Below are 22305 nucleotides of genomic sequence, written 5' to 3' on the forward strand. Positions count from 1 at the left end.
TCATGCGTAACCGCATTATATCGCTTGCTCTGGCTCTAGGGCTGGCTCTTCCCGCCTTTTCCGACGAACTGACGGTCAAACCCGACGCGCCGGCCCGCTACACGGTGGCCAGAGGGGACACCTTGTGGGGCATTTCCGCCCGCTACCTGAAAAGCCCGTGGCAATGGCCCGAGCTGTGGCGGATGAACCGCGCCGACATCAAGAACCCGCACTGGATCTATCCCGGCGACGTGCTGACACTGGATTACGTCGACGGCCGGCCGCGGCTGTCGCTGGCCGGCGACAGCCTGCGCGAGGTCAAGCTGTCGCCGCAGGCGCGGCCCGAACAACAGGACCAGGCCATCGCCAGCATCCCGGCCGAGGCGATAGAACCCTTCCTCGCCCGCCCGCTGGTGGTGGATCCGGCGCAATTCGCCACCGCGCCGCGGCTGGTGGCCGGCCCCGACGAGCGCATCAGCATCAGCCAGGGCGACAAGGTCTACGCCAGCGGCGTCGGCGAAACCGGCACCTGGCAGGCCTACCGGCTGGGCAAACCGCTGCTCGACCCCGACAGCCAGGCGGTGCTGGGCGTCGAGGCCGCCTACAGCGGCGACTTGGTGGCGGACAAGCTGGGCCGCGACGTGCAGACGCTGCGGGTCCGGCGCGTGGCCGGTGAAATCCTGATCGGCGACCATCTGGTGCGCGCGCCGCGCGAGCAGTTCGTCAACTACGTGCCGCATTCGCCGCCGCCAGGCCTGCGCGGCAAGATCATCAGCACCTACCAGGGCATAGACGGCGCGGCGCAATACTCAACCGTCGCGGTCAACCTGGGCAGCCAGGCCGGCATGGCGCCCGGCCTGGTGTTCGGCATCTACAAGAAAGGCGGCGACATCATGATCGACGGTCCGGACGGCAAGCCCCGCCGCACGCAGCTGCCGACCGAACAGGCCGGCAAGCTGTTCGTCTACCGCGTGTTCGACAAGGTTTCCTACGCGCTGGTGCTGGACAGCACCAGCGCCATCTATGTCGGCGACGGCATCGCCGCGCCGGAGGCCGAATGAGCGCCCCCTGGCTGAAGCTGGCGCTGACTCCCGGCATCGGCCCGGTCGGCTTTCTCAAGCTGATCGACGCCTTCGGCTCGGCCGAGCACGCCGCCGCCGCCCGCGCCGCCCAGACGGAAAAGCTGATCGGCCGCGAGGCCGCCGACGCGCTGCAGCAGGACCTGGCCGCGCCTATGGTGGAGGCCGCGCAGGTCTGGTCCGAAGGCGAAGGCTGCCACCTGCTGACGCTGCTGGACCCCGATTATCCGCCGCAACTGGCCGAAGCGGCGTCGCCGCCGCCCTTGCTGTTCGCCCGCGGCCGGCGCGAGCTGCTGGCGCGGCCTATGCTGGCGGTGGTCGGCAGCCGCGCCGCCACCCCGCAGGGCAAGCGCAACGCCGAGGACTTCGCCGCCGGCCTGGCGGCGCACGGCTATACCATCGTCAGCGGCCTGGCCAGCGGCATCGACGCCGCCGCCCACCAGGGCGCGCTCGCCCACCCCGCGTCCACCATCGCGGTGGTCGGCACCGGCATCGACCGGGTCTACCCGGCCGGCAACCGCGCGCTGGCCCACCGCATCGCGGCCGAAGGCCTGCTGCTGTCGGAATTCCCGCTGGGCATGGGGCCGCTGCCCGGGCACTTCCCGCGCCGCAACCGCATCATCGCCGGCCTGGCGCGCGGCTGCCTGGTGGTGGAGGCCGGCACCGCCTCCGGCTCGCTGATCAGCGCGCGGCTGGCGATGGAAAGCAACCGCGACGTGATGGCGATTCCCGGCAGCATCCACAACCCGCAGGCGCGCGGCTGCCACCAGCTGATCAAGGACGGCGCGCGGCTGGTGGAAAGCGTCGACGACGTGCTGGACGAAGTCGGCCGCCTGTCGGCGCGGCAGGTCGAACAAGCCGCGCCGGACGGCGGGAAAGCCGCGCCGCTGCTGGACGCCATGGGTTGGGAACCGGCGCTGGCCGAGAACCTGGCGGACGCGCTCGGGTTGACTGCCGGGGAGGTTTACGCGATGCTGCTCGAACTGGAGCTGGACGGCCAGGTGGCCAGCCTCGCCGGCGGCCGCTTTCAAAGGCTGGCTCGAACCTGAACGCATGCCGTTCTCCAATGAAAAATACCGATGTTTGACGTACTCACCTATTTATTCGAGCAATACAGCGACCCCGCCGCCTTCGGCGACCGCAACGCCCTCACCCGCCAGCTGAACGCCGTCGGCTTCGACGATGACGACATCGGCGAAGCGCTGGACTGGCTGGACAGCGTCGGCGAAACCAGCGTGGAAGCCTACGCCGGCGCCGACGAAGGCAGCGGCCTGCGCGTCTACGCCGACAGCGAGCTGGAGCACCTGCCCGCCGACGTGCGCGGCCTGATCCAGTTTCTGGAGGACAACGGCGCGTTGACCCCGTCGCAGCGCGAGATGGTGATAGACCGCCTGCTGGAGCTGGACGGCGAAGACCTGGACGTCGCCAACGCCAAACTGCTGGTGCTGATGGTGTTGTGGGCGCAACAGGCGGAACTGCCGATACTGCTCGGCGAAGCGCTGCTGGAAGCGGTGCACGGCGAGCCCACCATGCAATAACTTGTCAGGCCAGGCGGCGAGGCTTAACATGCCGCCGTTCGGCCAAGCGGCTTTCCGTGATCAAGAGCGCCCTTGCGCTCTTGTTTTGTTTGACGGATATAACAAGATGTGTCCGCCGGTCACCCCGGCTTGAAATTGAAAAGATAACATGCCCACCAGCCTCTTGATCGTCGAATCGCCGTCGAAGGCGAAAACGCTGAAGAAATACCTGGGTCCGGACTTCGAAGTCCTGGCCTCCTACGGCCACGTGCGCGACCTGGTGCCGAAGAACGGCGCCGTCGATCCCGAAAAAGACTTCGCGATGAAGTACCAGCTGATCGCGCGCAACAGCAAGCACGTCGACGCCATCGTGGACGCCGTCGCCAAGGTAGACCACGTCTATCTGGCGACTGACCCGGACCGCGAAGGCGAAGCCATCTCCTGGCACCTGGTCGAAATCCTCAACAAGAAAAAACTGTTGAAGGACAAGGCCGCCCAGCGCGTGGTGTTCCACGAAATCACCAAGAACGCGGTGCTGGAAGCCATCCAGAACCCGCGCGAGATCGCCCAGGACCTGGTGGACGCCCAGCAGACCCGCCGCGCGCTCGACTATCTGGTGGGCTTCAATCTGTCGCCGCTGCTGTGGAAAAAGATCCGCCGCGGCCTGTCCGCCGGCCGGGTGCAAAGTCCGGCGCTGCGGCTGATCTGCGAGCGCGAGAACGAGATCAAGGCCTTCGTCCAGCAGGAATACTGGTCGGTCCATCTCGACAGCCACAAGAGCCGCACCAAATTCTCCGCCAAGCTGACCACCCTCGCCGGCGTCAAGCTGGACCAGTTCGCCATTCCCAACGAGGCCGAGCAGGCTTCGGTGCTGGCGCGCCTGGCCGGCAAGCCGGCCCAGGTCGGCGCCATCGAGAAGAAAAAGAAAACCCGCAGCCCGGCCGCGCCGTTCACCACCTCGACGCTGCAGCAGGAGGCCGTGCGCAAGCTGGGCATGACCACCGACCGCGCGATGCGCACCGCGCAGCAGCTGTACGAGGGCATGGACATCGGCCAGGGCACCGTCGGCCTGATCACCTATATGCGTACCGACTCGGTGGCGCTGGCCAATGAAGCGGTGGAGGAAATCCGCGGCTACATCGGCCTGAAATGGGACGCCGACTTCCTGCCGAAGAACCCCGCCGTCTACAAGAGCAAGGCCAAGAACGCCCAGGAGGCGCACGAGGCGATCCGCCCCACCTCCATCCTGCGCACGCCGGAGATGGTGAAGCCCTTCCTCACCACCGACCAGTTCAAGCTGTACGACATGATCTGGAAGCGGACGCTGGCCTGCCAGATGGCGCCGGCCAAGTTCGACACCACCAGCGTGGACATCCTGGTGGGGGAAGGCGTGTTCCGCGCCAGCGGCCAGGTGCAGACCTTTGCCGGCTTCCTCGCCGTGTACGAGGAGGACGTCGACGACGCCGAGGACGAAGACAACGCCAAGCTGCCGCTGCTGGCCGAAGGCGAAGAGCTGCCGGTGGACAAGCTCTACGGCGACCAGCACTTCACCCAGCCGCCGCCGCGCTTCTCCGAAGCCAGCCTGGTGAAGGCGCTGGAAGAGTTCGGCATCGGCCGCCCGTCCACCTACGCCAGCATCATCTCGACGCTGAAGGACCGCGAGTACGTGATCCTGGACAAGAAGCGCTTCCTGCCGACCGACACCGGCGACATCGTCAACAAGTTCCTGACCGAGCACTTCGCCCAGTACGTCGACTACAACTTCACCGCCAAGCTGGAAAACCAGCTGGACGAAATCGCCAGCGGCAACCGCCAGTGGGTGCCGGTGATGGACAGCTTCTGGAAAGGCTTCAAGAAGCAGATCGACGAGAAGGAAAGCATCTCCCGCGCCGAAGTCACCACCGAAAGCCTGGACGAAGCCTGCCCGAAATGCAGCAAGCCGTTGTCGATCAAGTTCGGCAAGCGCGGCCGCTTCATCGCCTGCACCGGCTACCCGGAATGCGATTACACCCGCAACCTGGGCGAAACGGCGGAACAGGCGGCGGAAGAGGCTGAGGCGCCGACGGTGATCGAAGGCCGCTCCTGCCCGGACTGCGGCGGCGAGCTGCACATCAAGAAGGGCCGTTACGGCAAGTTCATCGGCTGCGCCAACTACCCGAAGTGCAAGCACATCGAACCGCTGGAAAAGCCGCGCGACACCGGCGTGGAATGCCCGGAATGCAAGACCGGCAGCCTGATCGAACGCAAGAGCCGCTACGGCAAGCTGTTCTACAGCTGCAACACCTATCCCAAGTGCAAGTACGCCACCTGGAACCCGCCGATAGCGGAGAAGTGCCCACAATGCGGCTGGCCGATCCTGACCATCAAGGTGACCAAGCGCCGCGGTACCGAGAAGGTGTGCCCGCAGAAGGAATGCGGCTACGCCGAGCAGATCGCGCCGCCGGAAGGCAAGGAAGCCGCGCCGGCCGAAGAGGCCTGAGCGCGACGGCAAACCGCCCCCAGGGGCGGTTTTTTTACGGCTGCCGTTGCGTTTTTGGCCTGCGCGCGCCAAGCCGCGGCTTGCAAGGACTCAAGCCGGCATCATGGCCAACATACTGATTTTATTGCATTAAGACAAGCAGTCTGCGCTATCATCGCAACGCATCCGCCGCCGGGCATGAATCGGCGGCGCCGCCGCCCCAGCATGCTGGACGCTCAGTCTTGTCCGGCCGGCGGCGTTTTGTTTTTGAGATCGCCGCGCATGAAAATCAGCAGCCACTTCCTATTCACCGGCTCCACCATCCTGACCTTGTTCGGCTTGGCCGATCAGCAATACCTGATCCTGCCCGTCGCCTTCCTGATCGCCTTCATCGGCCTGTCCGCCGCCGACCGCGAGCAGCTGGCCGACATGACGTTGCACGCCACCGCGATGCTGATCCCGGCCTCACAGCGGCCCTTGCTGCCGCTGGACGCCTTCCGCGGCCAAGGCCTGATGTTCTACCGCGCCGGCAGCCCGGTGTACCGCACGCTGATCGCGCGCGATTCGCGCTGGCAATTCCTGGGCGAGCAAGGCGAAGTGGCCGAGGAGCCCGGCTGCATCCGCGTCTATCCCGGCTACTTGTACCGCCGCCTGCCCTGATCAGCCGGCGGCACGGCCGGCTTCGGCCTCGCGGATTTCCCGCGCCAGGAAATAATTGAGCGCGGTGCGCAGCACGGCGATGGCGCCCAGTTTGCCGATCTGGTCCCAGCTGGGCGCCACCGCGGTGGACAGGATGTCGGCCGCCAGCTGCAATTCCAGCGCCAGCGCCAGCATGCGGGCGAAACCCAGCCGCAGCCGGTTGTAGTCGGGCGGGCCGCCGGCCAGCCGCTGCGTGAAATAGCGCATCGCCAATAACAGCGCGCCGGCTGCGATCACCAACGCGCCGCCGGCCTCCACCGCCAGCTTCAGCCACAGCACCAGATTCGCCACCGCCTCTTCCGCGCCAGCCTGTTGCGGAGACATCATCGTCGCCCCTCCTGTTCGGATCATGAAAAAAGCCCCGCGAGCGGGGCTTCCTTATTGTTCAGAACCGGCGCAGGCGCCGGGGTTCCCGGACTCAGCCGAACAGCACCAGGCCCCACACCACCGCCAGATTGATCAGGCCCAGCAGCTGCGCGGCGCTGCCCATGTCCTTGGCGCGCTTGGCCAGCGGGTGGCGTTCCAGCGAGGTATGGTCGACTGCCGCCTCGATCGCCGAGTTCAGCAGTTCGATGATCAGCGTGGCCAGGCTGCTGGCCACCAGCAGCGCGCGCGCCAGCGGCGCGGCGTGGACGATGAAGGCCATCGGGATCAGGATGACCGCCAGCAGCACCAACTGGCGGAACGCGTCCTCGTGGCGGAAAGCGGCCCGGAGCCCGTCCAGCGAATAACCAAAGGCGTTGATCAGCCTGGCCAGGCCGGTCTTGCCCTTGAACGGGCTTTCCTGCGTCTTTCCCATCGTCACACTCCCATCCTCAGCCTGCATGCGCCGTTAACGGCAAACGGGGTGCATGGTAACGCGCGGCGGACCGGATGGCCAGACCGCGCCCGGCCTCAATGCTGGCAGTGGCGCTCCAGCGCGTCGATGTAGAGGCCGGCGACGTTGATGCCGGTCTGGTCCATGATTTCACGGAAGCAAGTGGGGCTAGTAACGTTGACCTCGGTCAGGTAGTTGCCGATCACGTCGAGGCCAGCCAGCAGGATGCCGCGTTTCTTCAGCTCCGGCCCCACCGTCTCGGCGATCTGGCGGTCGCGCTCGGACAGCGGCCTGGCTTCGCCGCGGCCGCCGGCGGCGAGGTTGCCTCGGGTTTCGCCGGCGGCCGGGATGCGCGCCAGGCAGTGGTCCACCGGCACGCCGTCTATCACCAGGATGCGCTTGTCGCCATCGCGGATTTCCGGAATGTAGCGCTGCGCCATGATGGTGCGCTTGCCGCGCCAGGTGATGGTTTCAATGATGACCGACAGGTTGGGATCGTCCGGCTTGACGCGGAAGATGCTGTCGCCGCCCATGCTGTCCAGCGGCTTCAGGATCACGTCCTGGTGCTGCTTGACGAAGGCGCGCAGCCGGTGCGCTTCGCCGCTGATCAGCGTCGGCGAGATCAGCTCCGGGAAATTCAGGATCGCCAGCTTCTCGTTGAAATCCCGCAGCGCCTGGCCGCTGGTGAACACCTTGACCCCGTGCGACTCCGCCAGCGTGAACAGCTGCGACGCGTACAGATACTCCATGTCGAACGGCGGATCCTTGCGCATCACCACCGCGCTGAAGCCGGTCAGCGGCTGGCGCTGCACTTGCCCCAGCTTGTACCAGTTGGGACGCTCGTCGGTTACCGCCAGATCGTGCGCGTCCACCAGGATGCGCTCGCCCTCCACCGACAGCTGGTGCGCCTCGGCGAAGCTGATGGCGTGGCCGCGGCGATGCGCCTCCTCCATCATCGCGAAGGTGGTGTCCTTGTAGATCTTGAAGTGCTCCAGCGGGTCGGCGATGAACAGTATTCTCATGATGGAATCTTTCCAGTTATGGAGGGCGTAAGCGCCGCGGGCGCGGTTCAGGCGTCCAGTTTGCCTTTCACCCAGGCGGCCAGGTCTTTGCCCAAGGTTTGCGTGCAGCGCTCAAGCACCGAGCAGGAGCCCTTGAAGCCGCCCATGATGCCGCCCATCGAGTCGCGCGAGCCGGTGAAGGTATCCACCAGCTTGCCGTTCTTGTACAGCTTGGCGATCATGGAGACCGACTTGTGGTGGCCGATGAAGGCGTTGCCCATCGACACCACGTTCTCCAGCCGCAACTTCAGGTAATAGCCGGACTGTTTCAGCTGGTCTTCCGGCGCGGCTTCAGCGCTGATGCCAGCCTCCTCCAGCCCCTTCAGGCTGGCGGCGGCCTGCGCTTCCGGCAGCGCGCACTCGTTGCGGATATTGCTGCTGATGCGCACCGGGTCGCCATATTGCGCCACCGGCGACACCTTCACCACCACGCCATCCGCCAGGCACACGTTCGCCAGCGCCATCAAACCTGCAAAAACCAGTTTTTTCATATTGCCTCTGCTTGTCCGCCGCCGGCGGACCGCCATCCATGGTTGAAAATATTATGCGGGACCGCTACATGCTTTCCCTGCGGATATTTTACCCCAATACGAATGGCATGGCCCGCCGCGCCGGCGGAGCCTTGCGGCATCAGGCGTCCGGGTCGGTGGCTTCCAGCTCCAGCGAAGCCGCCAGCAGCGCCAGGCGCGAAATCACGCCGTAGGCGTAGAAGCGGTTGGGCGCGCAGTCCGGCAAGCCCTTGCGGTCCGGCAAACATGGCGTCTCGAACGACAGCGGCACGAAGTGCATGCCCGGCGCGTTGAGGTTTTCGTCGATGCCGCGGCCGGTGTGGACGCGGTAGAAGCCGCCGATCACATAGCGGTCCATCATGTAGACCACCGGCTCGGCCACCGCCTCGTTGACGGTTTCAAAGGTGTACACGCCCTCCTGGACGATCACCTCGGACACTTCCAGGCCTTCCTTCACCACCGACATCTTGTTGCGCGCCTTGCGGTTCAGGCCGATCACCTCGTCCGGGCTCTTCACGCTCATCACGCCCATGCCGTAGGTGCCGGCGTCCGCCTTGACGATGACGAAGGGGTCGTTGTCGATGCCGTATTCGCGGTATTTGCGGCGGATCTTGTCCAGCATCTGCGATACCGTCTCCGCCAGTTGCTCCTCGCCGGTGCGGGCGTGGAAATCCAGGCCGCCGCAGCTGGAGAAGTAGGGATTGATCGTCCACGGATCGATGGAAATCAGCCGCGCGAAGTCGTCGCACACCTTGTTGTACGCTTCGAAATGATGGGTCTTGCGGCGCACCGCCCAGCCGGCATGCAGCGGCGGCAGCAGCGTCTGCTCCAGATTTTGCAGCAGATCGGGGATGCCGGCCGACAGGTCGTTGTTGAGCAGCACCACGCAGGGATTGAAGCCGTCGGACAGCACCAGGCGGTTGCCGCGCCGCTCCAGCGGCTCCAGCGTCAGCTTGTCGCCGTTGGCCGACACCAGTTCGGTGATCTCGGTGATTTCCGGGTTCAGCGAACCCAGCCTTACCTTGAGGCCGGCCTGCTCGAAAATGTGCACCAGGGTGGCGACGTTCTGCAGGTAGAAAGTGTTGCGGGTGTGGTTTTCCGGAATCAACAGGATGCTGCGCGCTTCCGGGCAGACCTTGTCCACCGCGCTCTGCGCCGCCTGCACCGCCAGCGGCAGGAATTCCGGATTCAGGTTGTTATGGCCGCCCGGGAACAGGTTCATGTCCACCGGCGCCAGCTTGAAGCCGCTGTTGCGCAGATCGACCGAACCATAGAACGGCGTGGCGTGGGCGTGCCACTGGCTGCGGAACCAGTGTTCGATCTGCGGTTGGGCCGCCAGAATGCGGCTTTCCAACTCGTAAAGAGGGCCGGTAAGTGCGGTGGCCAGGTGCGGAACGGGTGGCATGACTTCCCCTTGCAAGCTACGATCATCAGGATCAATTGATTAATGGTGGGGATGGCGGCCGGCATATTCAAGCCACCCTCTCACTCTTGCCGCGCAACGATCGACGTCAGGGGCGCGCGCCGCCCAGGCCCGAAGCGGGCCAGGCATCGACCACCTGCGTGGAAAAGCATTGCCCAGCGTCACTTTAACCCATCGTCATTACAGAAATTGCGCAACGCCACCCACCGCGCGCGGCGGCTGGCCAATGCGCATCCATTGCCGATGCGACGAGTCCGGAATGTTCCGGGCCTGCAGTTTACCCCGAGCGCCCCGCGCGGGGCTGCGCGCGACCCCGCAATAATACGCTGACATAAATGCCAGTAGAGCAGACCATGCTTATACTCTAGTAGGTCAGCAGCCTTACCTGAAACCCAAATCGGGGACACCGCCGGCATCGCGCCGGAAAATGAAAAAAGCGCCGCGAACGCGGCGCTTTTTCAGCAAAAAACAGCTTACAGCGGCCATTCGTCGCCATAGGCCTGCAGATACAAATCCTTCAGCGAATCCCAATCGAAGAAATGGTTCTGGCAGCCATGGGTGGTCACCTTGATCGCGCCGATCACATTGGCCAGCCGGCCAGTGATCTTCCAATCCACGCCGCGGCTGATGCCCCACAGCAGGCCGGCGCGGAAAGCGTCGCCGCAGCCCATCGGATCCACCGGCTTGATGGGCATCTGCACACGCGGAATCAGGTGCACGGTATCGTCGACATAGATCTCGGCGCCCTTGGAGCCGCGGGTGACGATCAACGCCTTCACCTTCTTGCGCAGGTCGTCGACCGTCAGGCCGGCGCGTTCGCGCATCAACTCGCTCTCGTAATCGTTGATCGCCACATAGCTGGCCAGATCGACGATCTCGTGGATCTCGTCGCGCGACAACAGCGGCAACTCCTGGCCCGGATCGAAAATGAACGGGATCCCGGCCGCCGCCAGCTCGCGCGAATGCTGGATGAAGGCGGTGTAACCGCCCGGCGACAGGATAGCCAACTCGATCGGATCCGGAATGTCGGACACGTGGTTCTCGGTAGCGAAATCCATCGCGCCCGGGTGGAAGGCCATCAGCTGATTGCCGTCCTTGTCGGCAATGCCGAAGCATTGCGGGGTATACTGCTTGCGGATCAGGCGGATGAAGCGGTCATCCACGCCCACCCGTTTCAGGTGCTGCCGGTACGGTTCGAAGTCCTCGCCCACCACGCCCATCACAATCGGCTTCTCGCCCAGCAAGCACAGGCTGTAGGCGATGTTGCCGGCCATGCCGCCGAACTCGCGGCGCATGGTGGGAGCCAAAAAGGTGGTGGAAATCTTGTGCAGCTGATCCGGCAGGATCTGGCTGTCAAAACGGCCATGGAACGAGAACAGGGTATCGTATGCGAGCGCCCCGCAGACGAGGATAGACATGCCCACTCCGCAAAAGAATCAATCGACCATTTTAACATAAAGTTAATTTTTGCAGCAGTCTCGTCCGCCGCAAGTGGCGGAAACGCAAGACAATTCCAATGACATCACAGGATAAGCCGATGAAATCAAAACGCCTGTTCGCCGCCTTGCTGATCGCCGCGCTGCCGCTGGCCGCCCACGCCGCCCCCACGCTGGAGCAAAGCCGCTTCACCGACCTGAACGCCAAGCCCGCCACCACCGCCGCCTACAAGGGCAAGGTGACGGTGCTGAACTTCTGGGCCACCTGGTGCGGACCGTGCCGCGAAGAGATGCCGATGCTGAACGGCCTGCGCAAGAAACTGGCGCCCAAGGGCGTGGAAGTGGTGGGCGTGGCGCTGGACAGCAAGGAGCAGGTGGAACCCTTCGTCAAGCAGCTGAAGATCGGCTATCCCATCCTGCTGGGCAACGACGACACGCTGGATCTGATGCGCAGCCTGGGCAACAAGACCGGCGGCCTGCCGTACACGCTGGTGCTGGACCGCAGTGGCAAAGTCGCCGCCGCGTTGACAGGAAAACTGGATGAAAAGCGGCTGGAAACCGCCATCAAGCCTTATCTGTAAGAATTGCGCCACAGATCGCTCCAAACAACCGGCATGCGCCATCCTGCAACAGGATTTTTACGATACAATTGAAAATCAACGGGGATGGCGCCGCCATTCGCTATCGAGCGTCTGTGTCGCCCACGGCTTTGCCATGGCGCCGCCGCGCAAGCTGCGTGAAAAGCGAGACCAACCGATGGCAATGCCATGACGCCTATGGAACCAATGGCGTCTGGCCCCATTCCAAACCATTGAAGCGCCCAAGCGGGGAAGTTGCCTGGACATCCATCCGCGCACCCGGTCCGGCGCGCCGGCAGTTTTCAGATTAGCGATGTTTTTGGTTATGCCAAGGCCCAGCAGTCCGCCTGGCCCCCGAGTCGGATATCGAAACAGAACACTATGCTGCTTATTCTCTTCTCCGCCCTATTCACCTCGTTCATCTTGGCGATACTGGTGGTGCGCTACAACTACCTGCACAGCAAATACTCGGCTGACAGCGATATGGCAGGCATCCAGAAATTCCACGCCTGTCCTGTTCCCCGCATCGGCGGCATTCCGATCTTCCTGGGCTTTTCGGTCGGACTGACGGTCGCCGGCGTACTCCACGCCTCCGTCGAGGCGCTGTACTTCATGCTTGCCTCCCTGCCCGCCTTCGCATTTGGCCTGACGGAGGACTTGACCAAAAGAATCGGTCCGCTGCCTCGCCTGCTCGCCACTTTCGTCTCCGCGGCGCTAGTCTTTTACCTGCTGCACGGCAGCATCAACCGTGTCGAGATCCCCTGGCTGGACCACCTGCTCGCCAGCTACGCGCCCTTGGCCTTCCTGTTCACGATTTTCGCCGCCGGCGGCGTGGCTCACGCGTTCAACATCATCGACGGCTACAACGGCCTGTCCGGCACGGTGGCCATTCTCACCCTGCTGGCGCTCGCTTACGTGGCCTTCAAGGTCAACGACTCATTCCTGATCGCGCTTTGCTTCGCCATGATAGGCGCAATATCGGGCTTCCTGCTGCTCAACTTCCCTCGCGGCCTGATTTTCGCCGGCGATGGCGGCGCCTACCTCACAGGATTCGCCGTCGCGGAGATTTCCATCCTACTGATCGCCAGGCATCCCAATGTCTCGCCGTGGTTCCCTCTGCTGGTGGTCATTTATCCGGTCTTCGAGACCGTGTTCACCATTTACCGCCGCAAGTTCCTGCAGAAGCGCTCCATCGGCCACCCGGATGCGCTGCACCTGCACCAGATCATCTACAAAAGAGTGGTGCTGTGGATGGTGGCGTCCAAAGAAGCCAAGCACCTGACCCAGCGCAACAGCATGACTTCGCCGTATCTGTGGGCGCTATCCTCCAGCTCCGTCTTGCCAGCGATGCTGTTCTGGAACCAAAAGTACGTGCTGATGGCTTTCGCCGCGCTCTTCGTACTCAGCTACACCTATCTGTACAAATCGATCGTCCGCTTCCGCACCCCGCGCTGGATCATGATCAATGAGCAGATCAAGCAGCAATCGCCGGTCGGCGCCAGTACCGCGGCCAATCCACAGCGCAGCTCCTGACGCGCATCCAGGAGAGCGGATGGTCTCCGCCATCTCTCTCCGCCCCTCCCGACAACACTCTCCCAACAGCACCCGCCAAGCAGGGCCTGCCTAGGCCCTCGTTCCCAAGCCCATTCGCCACGGCTCTAACACGCACTAGCCAACCTCAGCCCGCCACTCTCGCTCTCTGGCCGCTGACGCCCCGTAGCCTCGTCGCCATTGGCTCCGATCATCCACCCATGAAAAAAGCCGGCGCACACGCGCCGGCTTTTCGCTTTGCCACTCAGGCCATCAAGCCAGACGGCCGTGGCACTGCTTGTACTTTTTGCCGCTGCCGCACGGGCACAGGTCGTTGCGGTTGATGCGCAGGCCTTGCGAGGCCAGCGCTTCCGGCGACAGCGGATTGTCCTCGTCGTCGCCCAGCGCCGAACCCGGCTCGGCATGCTGCATTTCAAACTCCGGCAGCGCGTGCGGCTCCACCGCCTCCACGTCTTCCTGGCCGCGGATCTGCACCGTCATCAGCACTTGCACCACGCTGCGCTTGATGCGCTCCAGCATGTCGGCGAACAGCTCGAAGGCCTCGCGCTTGTACTCCTGCTTCGGGTTCTTCTGCGCGTAGCCGCGCAGATGGATGCCCTGGCGCAGATGGTCCATCGCCGCCAGGTGTTCGCGCCAGTGGTTGTCCAGCATCTGCAGCACCAGGCTGCGTTCGAACTGGCGCATCACGCCGTCGCCGGCCTGCTCCACCTTGGCCTGGTAGGCCGCGGCGGCCAGATCGATGATGCGCTGGCGGATATGTTCGATGTCCAGGGTGGTTTCAGCCTGCATCCAGGCCGCCACCGGCGCCTCCAGCAGGAAGTCGGCGGCCAGCGTCTTCTCCAGGCCGGCCAGGTCCCACTGCTCTTCCAACGATTCCGGCGGCAGATGCAGGTCGACCAGGTCGGAGATCACGCCTTCGCGCATGTTCACCACCACGTCGGACACGTCCTCTTCCACCAGGATTTCGCTGCGCTGCTGGTAGATCACCTTGCGCTGGTCGTTGGCGACGTCGTCGTATTCCAGCAATTGCTTGCGGATGTCGAAGTTGCGGCCTTCCACTTTGCGCTGGGCGTTTTCGATCGAGCGGGTCACCCACGGATGCTCGATGGCTTCGCCTTCCGGCATCTTCAGCCGGTCCATGATGGCGGCGACGCGCTCGGAGGCGAAGATGCGCAGCAGCGGGTCTTCCAGGCACAGGTAGAAGCGGGACGAGCCCGGGTCGCCCTGGCGGCCGGAACGGCCGCGCAGCTGGTTGTCGATGCGGCGCGATTCGTGGCGTTCGGTGCCGACGATATGCAGGCCGCCGGCTTCCAGCACCGCGGCGTGGCGTTGCTTCCAGTCGGCGCGGATGGCCTCTACCTTGGCGTTTTTCTCGGCGTCGGACAGGCTGTCGTCAGCGCGCACCGCCTTGATTTCCGGTTCCGGATTGCCGCCCAGCACGATGTCGGTGCCGCGGCCGGCCATATTGGTGGCCACCGTGATCATGCCGGGACGGCCGGCCTGCACCACGATGTCGGCTTCGCGGGCGTGCTCCTTGGCGTTCAGCACGTTATGCGGCAGCTTGGCCTTGTGCAGCAGCTCGGACACCAGCTCGGAGTTTTCGATGCTGGTGGTGCCCACCAGCACCGGCTGGCCGCGCTCGTGGCAGTCCTTGATGTCGGCCAGGATGGCGTCGTACTTCTCCTTGGCGGAGCGGTACACCTTGTCCTGCGCGTCCTTGCGCACCATAGGCTTGTTGGTGGGGATCACCACGGTTTCCAGGTTGTAGATGCTCTGGAATTCGTAGGCCTCGGTGTCGGCGGTGCCGGTCATGCCGGACAGCTTGCCGTACAGACGGAAGTAGTTCTGGAAGGTGATCGAGGCCAGCGTCTGGTTCTCGCGGTTGATCTCCACGCCTTCCTTGGCTTCCACCGCCTGGTGCAGGCCATCGGACCAGCGGCGGCCGGCCATCAGGCGGCCGGTGAATTCGTCGACGATCACCACTTCGCCGTCCTGCACCACGTAGTGCTGGTCCAGGTGGAACAGCGCGTGGGCGCGCAGCGCGGCCATCAGGTGGTGCATCAGCGTGATGTTGGTGGCCGAGTACAGGCTGTCGCCTTCCTTCAAGAGGCCCATGCGGGTGAGGATGTCCTCGCTGTGCTCGTGGCCGGCTTCCGACAACAGCAGGCTGTGGGCTTTTTCGTCCACCCAGTAGTCGCCTTCGCCTTCTTCGGTTTCCTGGCGCTTGAGCAGCGGCGGCACCGCGTTCATGCGCTGGTACATGTCGATGTTGTCGTCGGCCGGACCGGAGATGATCAGCGGCGTGCGCGCCTCGTCGATCAGGATGGAGTCCACCTCGTCCACCACTGCGAAGGCCAGCTTGCGCTGCACCTTTTCTTCGACGCTGAACACCATGTTGTCGCGCAGGTAGTCGAAGCCGAATTCGTTGTTGGTGCCGTAGGTGATGTCGCAGGCGTAGGCGGCCTGCTTGTCGTCATGGGCCATCTGCGACAGGTTCACGCCCACCGACAGGCCGAGGAAGTTGTACAGCGGCGCCATGATGCCGGCGTCGCGACTGACCAGGTAGTCGTTGACGGTCACCACGTGCACGCCGTCGCCGGACAGCGCGTTCAGGTACACCGCCAGCGTCGCCACCAGGGTCTTGCCTTCGCCCGTTTTCATTTCCGGGATCTTGCCGTAGTGCAGCGCCATGCCGCCGATCAGCTGCACGTCGAAGTGACGCATGCCCATCACGCGGCGCGAGGCTTCGCGGCAGACGGCGAAGGCTTCGGGCAACAGGTCGTCCAGCGTCTCGCCCTTGGACAGGCGCGCGCGGAATTCATCGGTCTTGGCGGCCAGCGCCTCGTCGGACAGCGCTTGCAGGCCCTGTTCCAGGGCGTTGATGCGTACCACCGTCTGGCGGAACTGCTTCAGCAGACGATCATTGCGGCTGCCGAATACCTTCTTGAGTAGCGAGGAGATCATGTAATCGAATCCAGAAACCAGCGGGCCGGAAAGTGTGTCCGCAAAAAATGCTGAAAAGTGTAGCACATTCGCAGACAAGGTTATGGGGGCATCCATGCGCCACATCAAGAGCAGGGTAACAAACAACTGTTGGTTTTAGGCTACGCCGTCCGCCACGCAAATAGAGCAAACGCTCGATTCAATTGACCGAACCATTCATGCTGCTTAAATATTTGCCGGCGATAATGCGCGATTTTGCGAAACCTGCGGCATACATTCTCTGGAGAAACGATGGACAGGCGGCAATTTCTGAAGTGGGGCAGTTTCCTGACGGTGTCGGCGGCCAGCGCCGGACTGAGCGGATGCATAGGCGACGACAGCGGCAGCAGCGCGGGCGGCAGAAACCTGAACGCCGCCGGCAAGCGCTTCGACCTGGGCGTGGCTTCCGGCGATCCGCGTCCGGACAGCGTCGTGCTGTGGACTCGCGTCGACGGCGGCGACGGCAGCAACCCGCTCGCCGTCACCGTGCAGCTGTCGGACAAGGCCGACTTCTCCAATCTGCTGGTCAATCAGAGCCTGAGCGCCGATCCCGGCTGGGACTATACGGTGCGCCACAAGGTCACCGGCCTGTCCGCCGCCACCTTCTACTATTACCGCTTCCTCACCGGCAGCGTGGTCAGCGCCGCCGGCCGCACCAAGACCGCGCCGGCGGCCGGCAGCTCGCCGGCGCAGCTGAAATTCGCCTACATCACCTGCCAGGACTGGAGCGTCAACCACTGGGGCGCCTTCGATGAAATCGCCCAGCTGGACCTGGACTTCGTCATGCATGTCGGCGACTACATCTACGAAACCGTCGGCGCCGGCTTCCAGACCGGCGGCAACGAAACCCGCCATCCACCGCTGACCCTGCCCAACGGCACCCGGCGCGCCGACGGCGCGATCTACGCCACCACGCTGGCCGACTACCGCTACCTGTACAAGAGCTACCGCGCCGATCCGCGCATCCAGGCGGTGCACGCCAACTTCCCGGTGATCTCGATCTGGGACGACCACGAATTCTCCGACGACTGCTGGCAGGACCGCCAGGTCTACTATCCGGGCGAAGACGACACCCCCAACACACCGCGCCGCCGCAGCGCCAACCAGGCCTGGTTCGAGTACACGCCGGCCGATGTCAGCATCGATCTGGCCAATCCGTCGTTCCAGAACATCCAGATCTACCGCAGCTTCGATTTCGGCAAGCTGGCCACGCTGGTGATGACCGACCAGCGGCTGTACCGCGCCGACCACATCATCTCCGAAGACTCAGTCCCCAATACCGGTCTGGCCAATATCGGCAGCCGCTATTTCGTGCCGCAGGCGCTGCTGTCGGCCACCGAAGCCGCCAAGATCGCCGCAGCCGGCGGCGACCTGCAGCCGGTGTCCATCCTGGGCGACAGCCAGCGCGCCTGGTGGCAGCAACAGATGCAGGGCGCCGCCGGCGCCTGGAAGCTGTGGGGCAACGAAGTGTCGCTGCTGAGAATGGGCGTGGACGGCACCCAGGCGGTGGCCGGCATGCTGGCGCAGGGCCTGGCCCCGGCGCTGGCGCAGAACTTCGCCCTCAATCTAAGCGCCCCCCAGCTGCAACAGCTGGCCGGCGCGCTGTACCTGGACCTGAAAGCCGCCGACGTCAGCGGCGCCACCCCGGCGCTGACTTACGCCAACACCCAGCCCTTGCTCGCCGGCTTCAGCGCCGCCATTTCCGCGCCGGTATTCGCCGCCGCGCTGAAGCCGGCGCTGGACGCCGCGCTGCCGCCGTCGATGCTGCTGAACCAATACATCCTCAACGCCGACCAGTGGGACGGCTACAACGCCGAGCGCAAGGCGCTGATGGCCTTCCTGAAAACCAACAACATCGGCAATGTGGTGGGCATCACCGGCGACATCCACGCCTTTTTCGCCGGCCAGGTGATGGACGACTTCGACGCCGCCAGCCCGACCCCGGTGATGGTGGACCTGGTGACCGCCGGCATCTCCAGCAACTCCTTCTTCAGCTATTTCAAGAACGTGGTGGACACGGTGCCGGCCTTCGCCAAGGCCAAGCCGCTGATCTACCAGACCGCGAACGGCCAGACGGTCAACACCTTCACCGCCACGCTGCAAACCTTCAACCCCTGGCTGAAATACGCCGACAGCGACGCCCAGGGCTACGCGGTGGTGACGCTGACGCCGGCCAAGCTCAGCTGCGCCTTCCACAAGATGGCCAAGCTGGTCGGCGGCGTCGCGCCATCTCCCGCCACCGCCAGCGTCCAGACCGTGGAAGTGCTGGCCGGCGCCCCGGTGGTCAACGTGCTGTGACGCGGCCGCGCCGCCGCCCGGCGACAGCCGGCGCGGCGGCGCCCTCCCCAACCGTTTGCCCTAGTACATTTCGTCACAAAATACCCACGATACGCCCCGGTTTTTCACATCCGTTTTATACCTTCTCTGGTAGCATCCATGCCCTGAACCGGGGCGTTCCCGGCAACGAACCGACACCGCGCTCTCCCGCCGGGACCGGATATGGCCGCCATGGCGCCGCCTCCCGTTCCAGAGTTGTCATAATACAAGCGGGCCGCCCGCCGCCCAGCCGGCCGCGGCCAGCGCAATCCCCTAAACCGGAGAGGCCAGATGACCACCGCTGTCCGCCATTTCATGCCCGCCACCGCGCGGAGGCTGATACCCAACCGCTGGGATCTGATCGCGTTTCCGCTGATCCTGGGTTTTCTGTTGCTGGCCACCAGCGGCATCCGCGAAACCTGGGCGCCGATCACCGCGCTGCAGACCGTGCCGATCACGCTGGACCCCGGCAACCTGCCGGAATACGCGCTGCGCACCACTTTGCGCATGCTGGCCGCCATGGCGGCGGCCCTGGTGTTCACGCTGATTTACGGCACGCTGGCGGCCAAGAGCCGCCGCGCCGGCCTGCTGTTGGTGCCGATACTGGACATCCTGCAGTCGGTGCCGGTGCTGGGCTACATCTCGTTCACCGTCACCTTCTTCCTGGCCTTGTTCCCCGGCCGGGTGCTGGGCGCGGAATGCGCGGCCATCTTCGCCATCTTCACCAGCCAGGCCTGGAACATGACCTTCAGCTTCTACCAAAGCCTGCGCACCGTGCCACGCGACCTGGAGGAAGTCTCGGTCAACCTGCGCCTGTCGCCGTGGCAGAAATTCTGGAAGCTGGAAGTGCCGTTCTCGATGCCGGGCATGATTTGGAACATGATGATGAGCATGTCCGGCGGCTGGTTCTTCGTGGTGGCGTCGGAGGCGATCACCGTCGGCGACAAGACCGTCACCCTGCCCGGCGTCGGCTCCTACCTGGCGATGGCGATCCAGGACAAGAACCTGGCCGCCGTCGGCTGGGTGATCCTGACCATGACCGTGGTGATCTTGGTCTACGACCAGTTCCTGTTCCGCCCGATGGTGGCCTGGGCTGACAAATTCCGCCTGGAGGACACCGCCAGCCAATCCGCGCCGGAATCGTGGGTGCTGAACCTGATCCAGCGCACCCATTTCATCCAGCAGCTGCTCAAGCCCTTCGGCAAGCTGATCAAGACCATCGCCCGGCTGCGGCTGAATGTCAGCCTGCCCAAGGGCATCCATTCCGAAGCCCACACCCCGGTGTCGCGCGGCATCGATGTGGTGTGGTGGTTCGGCGTGGCGATGCTGGCCATCTACAGCGCCAACATCCTGGTGCACTTCATCGCCCGCGAAGTGGGCGTGGCGGAGGTGCTGCGGGTGCTCGGCCTCGGCCTGATCACGCTGGTGCGCGTCAGCCTGCTGATCGTGCTGGCCTCGGTGGTCTGGGTGCCGCTGGGCGTGCTGATCGGCCTGCGTCCGGCGCTGGCGGAAAAAATCCAGCCGCTGGCGCAGTTCCTGGCCGCCTTCCCGGCCAACCTGCTGTTCCCGGTGTTCGTGGTGTTCATCGTCCACTTCAAGCTGAACCCCGACATCTGGCTGTCGCCGCTGATCGTGCTGGGCACCCAGTGGTACATCCTGTTCAACGTGATCGCCGGCGCCAGCGCCTTCCCCAACGACTTCCGCGAGGCGGCGGCCAATTTCCGCATCCGCGGCTGGCAATGGTGGCGCAAGGTGATGCTGCCCGGCATCTTCCCCTACTACGTCACCGGCGCGATAACGGCATCGGGCGGCGCCTGGAACGCCAGCATCGTTTCCGAATTCGTGTCCTGGGGCAACGACAAGGTGGTCGCGCACGGCCTGGGCGCCTACATCGCGCAGACCACCGCCGCCGGCGACTACCCGAAGATCCTGCTGGGCATCGTCACCATGTCGCTGTTCGTGGTGCTGTTCAACCGCCTGCTGTGGCGTCCGATGTACGCCATCGCCGAAAACAAACTCCGTCTCAACTAAGGGGCAAGCATGACTCACGACACCACCACCCCGGGACAAGAAATCTTCAAGCTGAAGAACGTCTGCCGCGGCTTCGCCAAGGGCAGCGACGAGATCCAGGTGCTGGACGACGTCAACCTGACGCTGCACGAGGGCGAGATCGTCGGCCTCCTGGGCCGCTCCGGCTCCGGCAAGTCCACGCTGCTGCGCATCATCGCCGGCCTGATCCAGCAAAGCAGCGGCGAGGTCGACTATCGCGGCAAGCCGCTGACCGGCCCCGCCGAAGGCGTGGCGATGGTGTTCCAGACCTTCGCGCTGTTCCCGTGGCTGACCGTGCTGCAAAACGTCGAGGCCGGCCTGGAAGCGCTGGGCGTGGAGCCCAAGGAGCGCCGCAAGCGCGCGCTGGCCGCCATCGACCTGATCGGCCTGGACGGCTTCGAAAACGCCTATCCGCGCGAATTGTCCGGCGGCATGCGCCAGCGCGTCGGCTTCGCCCGCGGCCTGGTGGTCAACCCGACGCTGCTGCTGATGGACGAACCGTTTTCGGCGCTGGACGTGCTGACCGCCGAGACGCTGCGCACCGACATGCTGGACCTGTGGAGCGACAAGCAGTTGCCGATCAAGTCGGTGCTGATCGTCACCCACAACATCGAGGAAGCGGTGTTCATGTGCGACCGCATCCTGGTGCTGTCGTCCAATCCCGGCCGCGTGGTGGCCGAGATCAAGGTGCCGTTCCCGCACCGCCGCAACCGGCTGGACCCGGCCTTCCGCAAGATGGTGGACGACATCTACGCGCTGATGACCGCGCGCCGCAGCGCCCACACCCTGCACAAGCTGCCGCTGGAAATCGGCAGCCACCTCGGCGAGGTGTCCACCAACCTGATGGCCGGCCTGATCGAGGAAGTGGCGCAGGCGCCTTACTTCGGCAAGGCCGACATGCCGGAAATCGCCGAGAAGCTGCGGCTGGAGGTGGATGATCTGTTCCCGGTGGCGGAAATCCTGGAACACCTCGGCTTCGTCGAGCTGAAAGACGGCGATATCCTGCTGACCGCCGCCGGCAAGCTGTTCGCCGACTACGGCACCCAGGAGCGTAAGGTGCAGTTCGCCGAACACCTGCTGCGCCATGTGCCGATGGCCGCCCACATCCGCAAGGTGCTGCAGGAGCGCCCCGGCCAGCGCGCGCCGCGCTTGCGCTTCGCCCAGGAGCTGGAAGACTCGCTGTCCGACCAGGCGGCGGAAGAAACGCTGGACACCGTGATCAGCTGGGGCCGCTACGCCGAGATCTTCTCCTACAACGACCACACCGAAACCTTCAGCCTGGAGGATGTGGAGGGCGGCCAGTAAACCCTCCCGCCGCCAAGAACACGACGGGCGCCCAACGGCGCCCGTTTTCTTTGCCCGCGCCGCGCGGTGCTACAATGCGGCATCGACCGTTTCCTCTCCATCCCATGTCCGGACGCCCGCTGCAAGACATCACCCGCCAGGACAGCCACCTGGCCCGCCTCACCGCCGCCGCCAACGAGCTGATGGCGCTGGACCGCGCCTTCAAGAAGCTGATCCCGGAAGCCATGGCCGAAGCCTGCCGCGCGGTGCGCATCCGCGACGACGAGCTGGTGCTGTACGCCGACAACGGCATCGTCGCCGCCCGGCTGCGCATGAGCGCGCCCGGCCTGCTGCCGCAGCTGGCCAGGCAGGGCTACCCGGCCGCCAAGGTGAAGGTCAAGGTGATGCTGAAGCTGGCGCGGCGGAAAAAACCCAAGACCCTGGCCATCAGCGAAAACGCGCTGGACGGCATGGAGCAGGCCGCCGAAAGCATAGACAATCCGGTGGTGCGCCAGGCTTTGGCCAGGCTGATCGCACATCAGCGCCGCGGCTGACTGTACGAATAGC

General features: G+C 64.6%; 18 protein-coding genes. 11 read left to right on the forward strand and 7 right to left on the reverse strand.

From position 1 onward, the window contains the following. The first annotated feature begins 2 nt into the window (after nucleotides 1-2). The 5 genes from U6115_RS22060 to U6115_RS22080 all read left to right on the forward strand — a co-directional run bounded on the left by U6115_RS22060 (nucleotide 3) and on the right by U6115_RS22080 (nucleotide 5693). Complete coding sequence (locus U6115_RS22060; protein ID WP_043571901.1) at nucleotides 3-1040, forward strand: LysM peptidoglycan-binding domain-containing protein; 1038 nt, start codon at nucleotides 3-5, stop codon at nucleotides 1038-1040. Continuing rightward, complete coding sequence (gene dprA, locus U6115_RS22065; protein WP_043571899.1) at nucleotides 1037-2107, forward strand: DNA-processing protein DprA; 1071 nt, start codon at nucleotides 1037-1039, stop codon at nucleotides 2105-2107. Before U6115_RS22060 ends, dprA begins: the two co-directional genes overlap by 4 nt. 30 nt (nucleotides 2108-2137) lie before the next feature. Continuing rightward, entirely contained in the window at nucleotides 2138-2596 is a 459-nt protein-coding gene (locus U6115_RS22070) for a Smg family protein (protein ID WP_043571897.1), read from the forward strand. Between the two features lie 148 nt (nucleotides 2597-2744). Continuing rightward, on the forward strand, nucleotides 2745-5054 hold the full coding sequence (topA, locus tag U6115_RS22075; RefSeq protein WP_043571895.1) for a type I DNA topoisomerase: 2310 nt from the start codon (nucleotides 2745-2747) through the stop codon (nucleotides 5052-5054). A 261-nt stretch (nucleotides 5055-5315) separates the two neighbouring features. Beyond that, nucleotides 5316-5693 carry a hypothetical protein gene (locus U6115_RS22080; protein WP_043571893.1) on the forward strand — a complete coding sequence of 126 codons (378 nt, stop codon included), beginning with the start codon at nucleotides 5316-5318 and terminating at the stop codon, nucleotides 5691-5693. Here U6115_RS22080 and U6115_RS22085 read toward each other — a convergent pair whose 3' ends face one another. The 6 genes from U6115_RS22085 to U6115_RS22110 form a co-directional block, all read right to left on the reverse strand. Beyond that, entirely contained in the window at nucleotides 5694-6059 is a 366-nt protein-coding gene (locus U6115_RS22085) for a DUF1622 domain-containing protein (RefSeq protein WP_080770137.1), read from the reverse strand. A gap of 91 nt (nucleotides 6060-6150) precedes the next feature. Then, nucleotides 6151-6531: a diacylglycerol kinase gene (locus U6115_RS22090; protein WP_043571890.1), complete on the reverse strand. Its 381-nt coding sequence runs from the start codon at nucleotides 6529-6531 to the stop codon at nucleotides 6151-6153. Between the two features lie 95 nt (nucleotides 6532-6626). Then, nucleotides 6627-7571 carry a glutathione synthase gene (gene gshB / locus U6115_RS22095; RefSeq protein ID WP_043571888.1) on the reverse strand — a complete coding sequence of 315 codons (945 nt, stop codon included), beginning with the start codon at nucleotides 7569-7571 and terminating at the stop codon, nucleotides 6627-6629. A 47-nt stretch (nucleotides 7572-7618) separates the two neighbouring features. Next, the gene (locus U6115_RS22100; protein ID WP_047243103.1) at nucleotides 7619-8101 is read right to left on the reverse strand and encodes a hypothetical protein; all 483 of its coding nucleotides are present in this window, start codon (nucleotides 8099-8101) and stop codon (nucleotides 7619-7621) included. Nucleotides 8102-8240: 139 nt separating this feature from the next. Continuing rightward, nucleotides 8241-9524 carry a glutamate--cysteine ligase gene (gshA, locus tag U6115_RS22105; RefSeq protein WP_043571886.1) on the reverse strand — a complete coding sequence of 428 codons (1284 nt, stop codon included), beginning with the start codon at nucleotides 9522-9524 and terminating at the stop codon, nucleotides 8241-8243. A 491-nt stretch (nucleotides 9525-10015) separates the two neighbouring features. Next, complete coding sequence (locus U6115_RS22110; RefSeq protein ID WP_043571885.1) at nucleotides 10016-10960, reverse strand: carbohydrate kinase family protein; 945 nt, start codon at nucleotides 10958-10960, stop codon at nucleotides 10016-10018. Between the two features lie 119 nt (nucleotides 10961-11079). Here U6115_RS22110 and U6115_RS22115 point away from each other — a divergent pair, with 119 nt between their 5' ends. Further along, nucleotides 11080-11559: a TlpA family protein disulfide reductase gene (locus tag U6115_RS22115; RefSeq protein ID WP_043571883.1), complete on the forward strand. Its 480-nt coding sequence runs from the start codon at nucleotides 11080-11082 to the stop codon at nucleotides 11557-11559. A gap of 378 nt (nucleotides 11560-11937) precedes the next feature. Beyond that, nucleotides 11938-13089, forward strand: a complete 1152-nt coding sequence (locus U6115_RS22120) for an MraY family glycosyltransferase (RefSeq protein WP_052257890.1) — start codon at nucleotides 11938-11940, stop codon at nucleotides 13087-13089. Nucleotides 13090-13359: 270 nt separating this feature from the next. On the opposite strand, the gene secA is transcribed toward U6115_RS22120, so the two are convergent. Continuing rightward, on the reverse strand, nucleotides 13360-16071 hold the full coding sequence (gene secA, locus U6115_RS22125; RefSeq protein WP_043571882.1) for a preprotein translocase subunit SecA: 2712 nt from the start codon (nucleotides 16069-16071) through the stop codon (nucleotides 13360-13362). A 270-nt stretch (nucleotides 16072-16341) separates the two neighbouring features. Here secA and U6115_RS22130 point away from each other — a divergent pair, with 270 nt between their 5' ends. The 4 genes from U6115_RS22130 to U6115_RS22145 all read left to right on the forward strand — a co-directional run bounded on the left by U6115_RS22130 (nucleotide 16342) and on the right by U6115_RS22145 (nucleotide 22292). Beyond that, entirely contained in the window at nucleotides 16342-18387 is a 2046-nt protein-coding gene (locus U6115_RS22130; RefSeq protein ID WP_043571879.1) for an alkaline phosphatase D family protein, read from the forward strand. Between the two features lie 309 nt (nucleotides 18388-18696). Then, nucleotides 18697-20436, forward strand: a complete 1740-nt coding sequence (locus tag U6115_RS22135; protein ID WP_043571877.1) for an ABC transporter permease — start codon at nucleotides 18697-18699, stop codon at nucleotides 20434-20436. A 9-nt stretch (nucleotides 20437-20445) separates the two neighbouring features. Further along, nucleotides 20446-21759 carry an ABC transporter ATP-binding protein gene (locus U6115_RS22140; RefSeq protein ID WP_043571875.1) on the forward strand — a complete coding sequence of 438 codons (1314 nt, stop codon included), beginning with the start codon at nucleotides 20446-20448 and terminating at the stop codon, nucleotides 21757-21759. A gap of 104 nt (nucleotides 21760-21863) precedes the next feature. Continuing rightward, nucleotides 21864-22292 carry a DUF721 domain-containing protein gene (locus U6115_RS22145; protein ID WP_043571873.1) on the forward strand — a complete coding sequence of 143 codons (429 nt, stop codon included), beginning with the start codon at nucleotides 21864-21866 and terminating at the stop codon, nucleotides 22290-22292. The last annotated feature ends 13 nt before the right edge of the window (nucleotides 22293-22305 follow it).

The organism is Chromobacterium subtsugae (assembly GCF_035919665.1).
Lineage (GTDB): Bacteria > Pseudomonadota > Gammaproteobacteria > Burkholderiales > Chromobacteriaceae > Chromobacterium > Chromobacterium subtsugae.

Bases quoted from the DNA above. Each gene is read 5' to 3' on its own strand.
- U6115_RS22080 (WP_043571893.1), top strand. From the start codon at position 5,316: ATGAAAATCAGCAGCCACTTCCTATTCACCGGCTCCACCATCCTGACC.
- U6115_RS22135 (WP_043571877.1), top strand. From the start codon at position 18,697: ATGACCACCGCTGTCCGCCATTTCATGCCCGCCACCGCGCGGAGGCTG.
- topA (WP_043571895.1), top strand. From the start codon at position 2,745: ATGCCCACCAGCCTCTTGATCGTCGAATCGCCGTCGAAGGCGAAAACG.
- U6115_RS22100 (WP_047243103.1), bottom strand. From the start codon at position 8,101: ATGAAAAAACTGGTTTTTGCAGGTTTGATGGCGCTGGCGAACGTGTGC.
- dprA (WP_043571899.1), top strand. From the start codon at position 1,037: ATGAGCGCCCCCTGGCTGAAGCTGGCGCTGACTCCCGGCATCGGCCCG.
- U6115_RS22115 (WP_043571883.1), top strand. From the start codon at position 11,080: ATGAAATCAAAACGCCTGTTCGCCGCCTTGCTGATCGCCGCGCTGCCG.
- gshA (WP_043571886.1), bottom strand. From the start codon at position 9,524: ATGCCACCCGTTCCGCACCTGGCCACCGCACTTACCGGCCCTCTTTAC.
- U6115_RS22090 (WP_043571890.1), bottom strand. From the start codon at position 6,531: ATGGGAAAGACGCAGGAAAGCCCGTTCAAGGGCAAGACCGGCCTGGCC.
- U6115_RS22060 (WP_043571901.1), top strand. From the start codon at position 3: ATGCGTAACCGCATTATATCGCTTGCTCTGGCTCTAGGGCTGGCTCTT.
- U6115_RS22110 (WP_043571885.1), bottom strand. From the start codon at position 10,960: ATGTCTATCCTCGTCTGCGGGGCGCTCGCATACGATACCCTGTTCTCG.
- U6115_RS22145 (WP_043571873.1), top strand. From the start codon at position 21,864: ATGTCCGGACGCCCGCTGCAAGACATCACCCGCCAGGACAGCCACCTG.
- gshB (WP_043571888.1), bottom strand. From the start codon at position 7,571: ATGAGAATACTGTTCATCGCCGACCCGCTGGAGCACTTCAAGATCTAC.
- U6115_RS22130 (WP_043571879.1), top strand. From the start codon at position 16,342: ATGGACAGGCGGCAATTTCTGAAGTGGGGCAGTTTCCTGACGGTGTCG.
- U6115_RS22085 (WP_080770137.1), bottom strand. From the start codon at position 6,059: ATGATGTCTCCGCAACAGGCTGGCGCGGAAGAGGCGGTGGCGAATCTG.
- secA (WP_043571882.1), bottom strand. From the start codon at position 16,071: ATGATCTCCTCGCTACTCAAGAAGGTATTCGGCAGCCGCAATGATCGT.
- U6115_RS22070 (WP_043571897.1), top strand. From the start codon at position 2,138: ATGTTTGACGTACTCACCTATTTATTCGAGCAATACAGCGACCCCGCC.
- U6115_RS22140 (WP_043571875.1), top strand. From the start codon at position 20,446: ATGACTCACGACACCACCACCCCGGGACAAGAAATCTTCAAGCTGAAG.
- U6115_RS22120 (WP_052257890.1), top strand. From the start codon at position 11,938: ATGCTGCTTATTCTCTTCTCCGCCCTATTCACCTCGTTCATCTTGGCG.